The following is a 9976-nucleotide window of genomic DNA, read 5'->3' on the forward strand; positions in this document are numbered from 1 at the left end:
GCATCCGCGAGCTACTTTCAGTATTGAATGAGAAAAATACAAGAACAGGTGGCGAAAAACGATTCGTTTTTCGCCACCTGTTCTATTTTAGGGACTTATTGGACAGCCCCTATTATTTCATACGGAAATAGACAGTTGTAATTTGGTTTTGGATTAATGACCAAGTTGCAACCAAATCTCCGTAATTAGATTCACCGCCATCAGAGTCTTTATAAATTACTTGCCCCTGTGGTTTTTTGTATCCTTTAATAACTCTCCAATGATAATCCTCGCCATTACCAAGCCTAGTTACATATGCAACCGGATAATGTTTATTAATAGCATTTATAACATTAGCGAAAGTTGGCTCACCGTTTCTTACGCCTTCCCATTGATTCACATCATGATTCAAATGCAAGGTTAATCCATTTAAAAATGAAAATGAATTTGTACCAATTGGTAGAGAATTCATGTCAAAATATAAATGATTAATAAACGTGCCTACGTTAGCGTAATAGGGTGTAGTCCTGACATTAAATCCACGAACTTGCCCATAATAGTTTGCTATCATAGCTCCACTAGCCGGTCCGCAGGATGAATTTGGATTAGCAACATGCTGTGCTCTTTGCCATATTCTAGTGATACTTAACGAATACTCGTCTGGGACTGTGTTATTAAGAGATATAGAATTTATATTAGATTTGAACGAATACTCCATTTCCTCTAAATCTACACCCGGTTTAGTGTTCCTAATTTCTTGGATAACTTCTACACTTTCACCATTTTCTATTGCCTTTTCTATTGCCTCTTCTTTTTCCTGCTCAACAAGCTTTGCAATCTCAACTTTATTATTTGCAAATAGAATAAAATCTAAGCCTAAAAAATATGCTTTTTTATCTACGTTTTGTAACAAGACATCAGCGTATTTGGTATCCACATTATCAGGGAACTGCCCGTACTCTAAAATAAAATCTATATTTTCCTTTGCAGAAGCTAGTACAAAACCTTTCAATACCCCATTCTCTTTTACTTGATAATAATAAGCTAATACTGAATCGTCAGTGTGATAAAGCTCCCGCACTAACTCCGCTTCGAAATCTGCTCCCTGTAAATCAAAAAATGTTTTTTCAGTAGAGATAAACTCCACAACATTTTTATTGATTTTATCCTCCATAGCTTTAGAAACACTTTCATTCGCAAAACTGTTAATAGGTTTTGCGACTAAGAGCATTAAAACCATAAACCCCAGTGTTATAAATGACCAAACAAATCTTTTTTTGTTCAATCAAACAACCCCCTTTTCCACATATTGTATATAACAATAACATAAAATAACTGAATCTTCATTATAAAAACTTAGTTTTTTTCATTATGTTTTACTTCATCAAAATGTTTTTCGCCTAAATTTATTTCCCATTGTACAACTTGCCCATCATCCAATATTTTATAGGTGTAGATGACACCTTTCTCATTGGCAAAAACAATATCTACTTTATTACTTTGGCGCATTTGTCCTTTCGACAATCTATCAATTACATTCCATTCCTCTTCGGGGTATTGACTTTCAAGATACTCATAAACAGTACCAATCGATTGCTCATACTGCTTTTCAAGGAGTTGCCCTCGTACAAAAAAGAATATTGAATAGCCAATTAATACAACGGCAATCAGTCCTACCAAAAGCCTTCGCCTTTCCCTCCAAACCAGTACAGATAGTATTAATAAAAACACACAAGCCGCAATTAAAAAGCGTTCGATTGTATAATCGCCCACTATTACCCCTCCTAATAATTACCTTACATATAAATGTAGCGTAAAAAAAAAAGACTAGCAATATGCTAACCTTTTCTAATCACATAATTCTTTATACCAATATGCCAGAAAGCCATCACATCAATGGCACCATTCGCAACTTCATCGGAATCCTCGTCAATATGTATCAGATTCGGCATCACCCAAATTCAATTCCTTATGAATATCCTTCAACAAACCCCCATAAGAAATCAGCCGTTTGTAAGCGAGAGCCTTGTCCAAATCCTTTACCGTCTGGACATTTTCAGTCGTGACCTCGTTTCCTCTGATCACGTCCGTATCCTTTACCGGATACTTGGAAACTTCAAAAACAGCATTTTGTTCAAGAATCACTTTTTTCAATTCCTGCTCCACTTCACCGAAATCAGCCGATTCCGCTTTCGGCTTCACCTTCGCCACATGCACGATCGGCGTATAATCCAATTTCATCGCCCGCTGCCACATATCCGTCCATTCAGATTGCTTAATATAATTACGTCCAAAATAATCATTTGGAACAGCCAACAGTACAAGAAAATGAGGGTGATATGTTCCATACCATTCACTATCTTTATCCCAATTCCGGGTGACTTCCATCGGACGGAAATAACCTTTCACCGACTTTTTAAATTTGGCGTAACGGGAAAAATTATTCCACGCTTTGTCATCCGATCCATTGTATCCTTCAATTCTTCGCCTTCGACATTCCGAACAGTCAACGTAAGGAAAACCCATTTCACCTTTTCATGTTCATTCACCGTCTGAATAATTCTCTTGTTTTGAAAAGCAATCTTCAAAGAACGCCTCCAGTTACACAACGGGCATAACCTCGCTTTGCAAAAATAGGCTTGGTACAGCTTCAGCCGACCATCCTTCATTTTGAACACTAAATAATTCCCGCAATCATACATATGCTCGGCTTTCTTCGTCAATTCCTCGACTTTCGCATGATGATCAGCCATCAAAAGGGAACGCTTCTTTTTCCCTTTCCAATCCCGTTCCTCGCCGTTACCATTCACATCTTTCAAAAATTCCACGCCATCGCCCTGATAACCTCTTGAATTACGAGGAATACTTGTGCTATCATTTGGGTATGAATTCATAGATAAACCTCGCCTTCTGGTGAGGGTGAAAAAAACCCACCCTTTTGATTTAAATTCGACACTTAAATCATAACAGGTGGGTTTTTACATGTCAAAAGACACTTAAACCCTTACGACTCTAAGGCTCAACCCTATTTTCAACCATGAGAGTTGTTTCTATAAAACGGACGGGAGTGTAGAAGATGGAGTGGATAAAAGAAACCGCTGGGTTGGCAGCTATCACCATATTATTTAGTCTTTTGACTTGGGGACTGACGGCGTCCTACATAGAAGAATACAATCTATTTTCAGCCGAACCGGTCACTGTGTCCACTACCGATAAAGTAGGAGTGAAAGGGTTATACACGCCGCCTACCTATTATGTGCGGGTCAACTATCCGAACGGAGAAGAATCCCCTTACCTTAACCGGATTTCTAAAATGCAGGAGAAAGAAATTGTGGTTGGAGATTCAATCGATGGGTACTCGATACACCCGTCAGACTTTTCAACGGTCCGTGATTTCATTTTCGACAGCGCGTTTTTCCTATTCGGCATTACTATATTTGGATTTATAGCATTCTGCTGCTTGGTCGCACTGCTGCTCTCTATCCCTATATTGGATAGGATGGAAAAACAAACTTCTTACAATCGGCAGGCAAAACGGCTAAAGAAAAGGAGAAAGAAAGGGAAAAAGAGAAGAGAAAGAAATGGTTGGAGAATTGTTGGCGTCGTAATTTTTGGGTTTCTGTTTTTCATAGGACGTTTCCTATTAAATTTATTTAGGAAATTGCTTCCTTTTGGAAAAACTGAAACTGAGGCGATCATTTTCGACCGTGATTCCCATTTCACATTCCGCAAATACGAGGATTCATCCTATGAACTGTCTGTTGCCTTTAAAGATGAGGCAGGGCGCACTTATCAAGTGATCAAAGACGTCACCAGACATACTTACCATCAATACGACATTGGGGATAAACTTCCAATCACATACCGCAATGCAAATCCGTACGATGTATTTATCCGTGGTACTTCTTTTCAAGACATCTTTCAGGCATTTATGACTTGGGAAGCACTTGTCTATTTGATTATGATGGCAGTCACTCTATTTGTTGGATGGATATTTTTTAAAGAACGAAGAAAAGAGTGGGAGCTGTCAAGAAAGACAAAAATTTGACTATTTACGACTGTTTTTCAAAATCCCCGTTCAACGAAAGCAGGAAATCAATATGTTAGTTTGCTTGTTCTTCGACAGCAGCGTTCGTTTCTAAACAGCATGCTCAAGCTTCTCGAATTTCGCTCATTTCGACACAGCACCACTCATATTCGCAGTTACCCAACCAAAGAAAAAAAGGTTGTCACATAAGGTAAATGATCACTTACCTTACGGACAACCTTTATTTCCGATAGCAACCGCATATTGAATGTTGCATAACTGTGTGAGAAACAACACCCTTACGTTTTATGATTTCATAGCAACGGTTTTACCTACTTTGCTGTCTTTATATTCTTCGGCATACTCAGCTGTAGCAGTGAACAAGACGTCAGTCGATGAATTCAGTGCAGTTTCGAAAGAATCTTGAACAACACCAATAATAAAGCCTACTCCAACAACTTGCATGGCAATATCATTCGGGACTCCGAACAAACTACATGCCAGCGGGATCAATAGAAGTGACCCACCCGCAACACCTGATGCACCAGCAGCAGAGACAGCCGCAATGACAGAGAGCAGCAGCGCAGTCATGAAATCGACTTCAATACCGAGCGTGTGAACTGTAGCAAGCGTGAGTACCGCAATCGTAACGGCAGCACCAGCCATATTAATCGTTGCGCCTAACGGGATGGATACCGAATACGTATCTTCATTCAAATCAAGGTCTTTACATAATTTCATATTTACAGGAATATTTGCAGCTGAACTCCTTGTAAAGAATGCTGTAATCCCGCTCTCTCTTATCACCTTGAAAACAAGAGGATACGGATTCCTGCGGATATAGAAATAGACGATTAACGGATTCATAACCAGCGCAATAAACAACATGCAGCCAACTAAAATTACAATTAATTTACCGTATTCCATGAGCGCAGAAAGACCAGTTGTGACAATCGCTTCAAAAACGAGACCCAGTATACCGATTGGCGCTAAATTGATCACCCATTTTACGACTTTTGTGATTGCATCCGATAAATTGCCTAAAACATCTTTCGTCGTTTGGCTTGCACTTTTCAATGCAAGCCCAAGAACGACTGCCCACATTAAAATACCTAAATAATTAGCATTTATGATAGCATCTACTGGATTTGTAATTAGGTTGAAGAGCAATGTTTTCAGGACCTCGCCGATGCCTTCAGGCGGTGTAAGCCCTTCAGCGCCTGTTGTCAATGTAAGTGTAACCGGGAATATAAAGCTTACACCAACTGCAATAACCCCCGCTAAAAATGTCCCTATTCCATAAAGTACAAGAATCGTTTTCATATTCGTTTTCGTGCCCCGTTTATGTGCAGCAAGAGCATACATGACTAAAAAGAATACTAATACAGGTGCGACTGCTTTTAATGCACCGACGAATAACGAACCAAAAATTGTGATCCAACTTGCTGAAGGAACCGTTAAAGCTAAAATGATACCGATAATAATACCGACGACAATTCTTTTTACTAAACTAATTTGATTCCATTTACCTATCAGATTCTTCATAACTATCCCCCTTTGAACTTGTTAAAAAAACAATAGGATCAAACGCACAGCAAGCAGAAACCAACTGTTCATTCATTCTACCACTATTTTTACGAATTGTTCAATAGATTTTCACTATTAAAATAACGGTCGTTTTAGCAAGTTGCTGCAGGAGCATGAGAACAATGGTCCCCTAACAATTTTCCTACCATAAGAAATACCTGTGCACGAAACGATCTCATCCGTTTCGTGCACAGGTATATTAATGACCGCCACCTATAAAAGATAGTCTTACCGATAATGCGGAAAACAACTTCAAAAACGAAAAAGTCCTTTTAAACGCGCATAAATGACTTCTAAAACACAATAGTCCATTCAACCACGCATACATCTCAACAACTGCGAATAACTAAGCCATTCTCACGCATAACCATATCCGTATGCGCATAAATGACTACGTGCTGTCACCTCAAATGCGCATTTAAAACTTCAACCAATTTCTCCTTGACCGTTTCCGAAGTTACAAGACAGCTCATCGAACGTCGATTCGTCTCGATTTTCAATTCATATCCACTGTTCACTTCCGGAGCATATCCATAGAAACGATGATTCGTATCAATCGGCTCAAATTTGTACGAACGTATATGTTTCCACGGGACAAACCGCCCTCCGCTCAACACTCCATCTTTCACAATCGCAAACATATTCCAAGCTTGACCTAATGTTAATAAAGCAGGGATAAATATTATATATGCAGTCCAATGTACGTTACTGCTGAACAAATTAAAAACGACTAGGCTACTAACAAAAAGAAGCGTAACAGCATTCAGAAGAATACCTGTTTTCTGATGCAATGCTGTTGGCAAATTTACTGCTTTTTGCGGCTGCTTTCGGATCGCTACCATCTCTTCCTTCGTTTCAGGGAACAACATAGGTTGTTTCATTTTAATTAAAACCCGAATGAATTCGAAACAAAAACAACCCAAAAATAATAAGAAAACAATGCTCATTGTGACTTCCATCCTATACATCCCCTTACATTGTGAAGGCTTTAATCGTACCCGTACATACATGTCTATATCTTTTATACGTATGAATATGATAAATGTTTCATCTCTCATCTTATCAAAAATACATCGAATCGTAATGAAAACCTTTTAGGAAGATATAAAAAAGCTTGTTTTAATAAGTTGCAAAATTTATACTATATTATATATGTGTGTTGTAAGATTCTGAGAAAGGAGGTGTTTCCATGAAGGTATTTGATCTCCATTCTGATTTATTTACGGACATCGCTTGGCGGCGGAGCAAAGGGGAAAAACAGGTTTTCGACAGGATTCATTATCCAAAGTTGAGAAGAGGGCTCGTTGAAGCGGTCATATGTGTGTTTTGGACGGAACGGAAATTCAGAGACGATCCTTATATGCGATTCCAATTTCTCTATGAGCATGTTATGGCAGATTTATTGGAATCCGAACATGCGCTCATTTGCATGACTGTAGCTGATCTTGAGACTCCGTCAAGTAAAGTGAAAATTATTTTAGGGCTGGAAGGATTGTCATTCATTAACGGCTGGCAAGGTGTGAGCAAAGAAGAAAAAGTATTGAATGCTTTTGAAGCTTTGAATGCAAACGGTTTCAGACACGCCATCCTCTCATGGAATGAACAGAATTTCCTCGCAAGCGGGACAGGAATTGGGCACACGGATGTTGAAAAAGGGCTTACTGAACACGGAAAATCTGCAATTCAGCTCATGGAATCAGAGAGATGGATGATAGACGTGTCACATATGGACGAGGCTTCCTTCAACGGGATTGTACAAATGACAGAAGGACCAATTTTCGCATCGCATAGCAATGCAAAAACAGTTTGCGACAATGAGCGGAATTTGTCAGATGAACAGCTGCGGACGATTGCGCGTAGCGGCGGTATCATTGGACTCAATGCTTACTATGAATTTATCGATCCGGACAAACCTACAATTGATCGGCTCATAGACCATGCAATCTACATAGCGGATTTGGTCGGAACGGACCATCTATCGTTCGGTTTCGATTTCATTGATTTCCTACAGCCATATGGTTCACTGGATGGAGTAACTGGCTCCACAGGGGGTCTTGAGACAGTTGAACAAGTGCCTGCCTTAATCGAGAAGCTGCGCAAGCGTGGATTTTCAGAAATGGAATTAAATGATATATGCTACGGCAATGCATTTCGTTTCGTGAAACATCATATGCAATAAAATAAGAAAGGGGAATGGGTATGGAACAGACGCTAATCAAGCCCGACGATTATATCACTCTTTGGGGTATCATCGTCGCTTGGGCAGCAGTCAGCATTTTTTTAGAACAACGTTTCTCATGGGCAAGTAAGATTTCAGGAGCGATTATTGCACTCATCGGGGCAATCATTTTATCAAATACAGGAGTCATTCCAACAGATTCGCCGGTATATGATGCCATTTGGTCTTTCATCATACCACTTGCAATCCCATTGCTTTTATTTCATGTCAATTTCAAACGAATTTGGCAAGAGAGCGGAAAAATGCTTATTATTTTCTTAATCAGTTCGATTGGTACGGTTGCTGGAACAATCATAAGCTTCTTCTTGCTAAAAGATCATATCCCCTATTTGGATAAGATCGGAGCAATGATGAGTGCATCCTATGTTGGAGGTGGAGTGAATTTTGCTGCAATGGCAGGGAAATTTGAGACACCCGGTGAGATGGTTTCCGCAACAGTCGTTGCAGATAACTTAATGATGGCTCTCTATTTTGTCGTTCTCATGACAATTCCGACAATGCATTTCTTTAGAAAGCGATTTAATACGCCACATGTATTGGAAGTCGAACGCAATTCGAATAATACTGACGGGAAAACGTTGGCGGAAAGCTTTTGGTCACGAAAAGATATTTCTTTAAAAGATATGGCCCTTTCAATCGGTACTGCATTCTTCTTAGTAATGGTTTCGTTTAAAATAGCGGCATTTTTTGATGGCATCATTCCGTCAGGAGACAACGTATCGTTTTTCTTCAACTTGTTAAACGGGCTATTCGGGGATAACTATCTTGTACTGACGACAATTACGTTCATCGCACTTGCACTATTTCCACGTTATTTCGAAAGCATTAATGGCAGCCAGGAAATGGGAACTTTGCTCATCTATTTGTTCTTTGTCGTAATCGGAGTTCCCGCATCAATTCCGCTTATTATCCAAAATGCGCCATTGCTCCTTTTATTCGTTGCAATCATCGTTATCATTAATATGATTGTATCGTTAGGTGCAGGTAAATTGTTGAAATACGATCTGGAAGACATCCTTCTTGTAAGTAATGCGAACATCGGCGGCCCAACGACTGCAGCCGCTATGGCCATTGCAAAAGGCTGGAAAAATCTGATCGGGCCAATCCTTGTCGTCGGTACAATCGGATATATTATCGGCAACTATATTGGAACGACGTTAGGTTTATGGTTTGGTACAATGATGTAATGAAAGATGACAAAGCATATGCTACAGGGTGTATGTACTCCCCTTTGCCAAACAACTTACATCATGTACGATAGGGAGTGATTGCCATGTTTGATGGCAGGAAAGTTAGAAAGCTTAGGCAGGAACAAGGCTACTCATTGCAGCAACTTGCGGATAGCTCTGGTGTAAGTCCAAGCATGATTAGCCAAATTGAAAGAAGGAATGCAGATCCAACTTTAACGACACTCTATAAATTGTGTAAAGGTCTCGGTGTGTCCATTTCTGCACTATTAGGGGAAGACGAGCAGTCGTCACAAATCGTCAGGAAACACGAGCGCAAGATTGTTCATTTTCCACAATCAAATTCACAATACGAGCTTCTAACCCCCATCAACGAAGGGGAAATCGAAATGATTATGATTCGATTAGAACCCGGACAGGGAGATCAGCAGCTTGTCGAGCATACGGGAGAAGAATGTGGCTTTGTCCTTTCAGGTGAATTGACGATCGTGCTTAATGGAACGGAGCATGTCTTGCAAGAGGGAGACAGCATCCGCTTCAAAAGCTCGACCCCCCACCGTCTCATCAATCGTTCGGATACGACTTCCTTGTCCGTATGGGCGATGACAGGCAAAGTACTATAACTTCTATAGGCACCCTACAAAAAGGATAGGGCAAAACCCTCCTCTGTGATCAAAAAGCCGGTGAAATTTTACAACGAGTAAAGTTTCACCGGCTTTGATTACTTTTGAAAAAAATAAGGACCCACTTCTGATAAAATAAAGTCACTACCCAAAACCTTATCAGAAAGAAGGATCCTTTTTAAAGTCATCATTGTAGATTATCTATACCTTACTATAAAAAAGAGGCTGTCCAATAAGTCCCTAAAATAGAACAGGTGGCGAAAAACGAATCGTTTTTCGCCACCTGTTCTTGTATTTTTCTCATTCAATACTGAAAGTAGCTCGCGGATGCCGG

8 protein-coding genes and 1 pseudogene are annotated in these 9976 nt (G+C 39.8%); 4 read left to right on the forward strand and 5 right to left on the reverse strand.

Annotated elements, in window-relative coordinates; all coding sequences use genetic code 11:
• Positions 1-112: 112 nt before the first annotated feature.
• The 3 genes and pseudogenes from WFH04_RS17470 to WFH04_RS18390 all read right to left on the reverse strand — a co-directional run bounded on the left by WFH04_RS17470 (position 113) and on the right by WFH04_RS18390 (position 2873).
• The gene (locus WFH04_RS17470) at positions 113-1264 is read right to left on the reverse strand and encodes a C39 family peptidase (protein WP_336825498.1); all 1152 of its coding nucleotides are present in this window, start codon (positions 1262-1264) and stop codon (positions 113-115) included.
• Positions 1265-1335: 71 nt separating this feature from the next.
• Complete coding sequence (locus WFH04_RS17475; protein WP_336825500.1) at positions 1336-1752, reverse strand: hypothetical protein; 417 nt, start codon at positions 1750-1752, stop codon at positions 1336-1338.
• Positions 1753-1908: 156 nt separating this feature from the next.
• Positions 1909-2873, reverse strand: a pseudogene (locus WFH04_RS18390) (protein rep).
• Positions 2874-3055: 182 nt separating this feature from the next.
• Here WFH04_RS18390 and WFH04_RS17490 point away from each other — a divergent pair.
• Positions 3056-4027 carry a hypothetical protein gene (locus WFH04_RS17490; protein WP_336825506.1) on the forward strand — a complete coding sequence of 324 codons (972 nt, stop codon included), beginning with the start codon at positions 3056-3058 and terminating at the stop codon, positions 4025-4027.
• 285 nt (positions 4028-4312) lie between these two features.
• Here the strand turns inward: WFH04_RS17490 and sstT are convergent, their stop codons facing one another.
• Together sstT and WFH04_RS17500 are read right to left on the reverse strand one after the other, a co-directional pair.
• A complete protein-coding gene (sstT, locus tag WFH04_RS17495; protein ID WP_336825508.1) occupies positions 4313-5551 on the reverse strand; it encodes a serine/threonine transporter SstT in 1239 nt (412 codons plus the stop codon).
• A 443-nt stretch (positions 5552-5994) separates the two neighbouring features.
• The gene (locus WFH04_RS17500; protein ID WP_336825510.1) at positions 5995-6474 is read right to left on the reverse strand and encodes a hypothetical protein; all 480 of its coding nucleotides are present in this window, start codon (positions 6472-6474) and stop codon (positions 5995-5997) included.
• A gap of 308 nt (positions 6475-6782) precedes the next feature.
• Between WFH04_RS17500 and WFH04_RS17505 the strand changes: the two genes are divergently transcribed.
• The 3 genes from WFH04_RS17505 (at position 6783) to WFH04_RS17515 (ending at position 9642) form a co-directional block, all read left to right on the forward strand.
• Positions 6783-7772, forward strand: a complete 990-nt coding sequence (locus WFH04_RS17505; RefSeq protein ID WP_336825512.1) for a dipeptidase — start codon at positions 6783-6785, stop codon at positions 7770-7772.
• Between the two features lie 20 nt (positions 7773-7792).
• The gene (locus tag WFH04_RS17510) at positions 7793-9019 is read left to right on the forward strand and encodes a DUF819 family protein (protein ID WP_336825514.1); all 1227 of its coding nucleotides are present in this window, start codon (positions 7793-7795) and stop codon (positions 9017-9019) included.
• An 86-nt stretch (positions 9020-9105) separates the two neighbouring features.
• Complete coding sequence (locus WFH04_RS17515; protein WP_336825516.1) at positions 9106-9642, forward strand: helix-turn-helix domain-containing protein; 537 nt, start codon at positions 9106-9108, stop codon at positions 9640-9642.
• Positions 9643-9976: the final 334 nt, after the last annotated feature.

The organism is Sporosarcina sp. USHLN248 (assembly GCF_037144575.1).
Classification (GTDB): Bacteria; Bacillota; Bacilli; order Bacillales_A; family Planococcaceae; genus Sporosarcina; species Sporosarcina contaminans.

Coding starts and splice junctions, on each gene's coding strand:
- WFH04_RS17490 (WP_336825506.1), top strand. CDS start 3,056: ATGGAGTGGATAAAAGAAACCGCTGGGTTGGCAGCTATCACCATATTA.
- sstT (WP_336825508.1), bottom strand. CDS start 5,551: ATGAAGAATCTGATAGGTAAATGGAATCAAATTAGTTTAGTAAAAAGA.
- WFH04_RS17500 (WP_336825510.1), bottom strand. CDS start 6,474: ATGAAACAACCTATGTTGTTCCCTGAAACGAAGGAAGAGATGGTAGCG.
- WFH04_RS17505 (WP_336825512.1), top strand. CDS start 6,783: ATGAAGGTATTTGATCTCCATTCTGATTTATTTACGGACATCGCTTGG.
- WFH04_RS17510 (WP_336825514.1), top strand. CDS start 7,793: ATGGAACAGACGCTAATCAAGCCCGACGATTATATCACTCTTTGGGGT.
- WFH04_RS17515 (WP_336825516.1), top strand. CDS start 9,106: ATGTTTGATGGCAGGAAAGTTAGAAAGCTTAGGCAGGAACAAGGCTAC.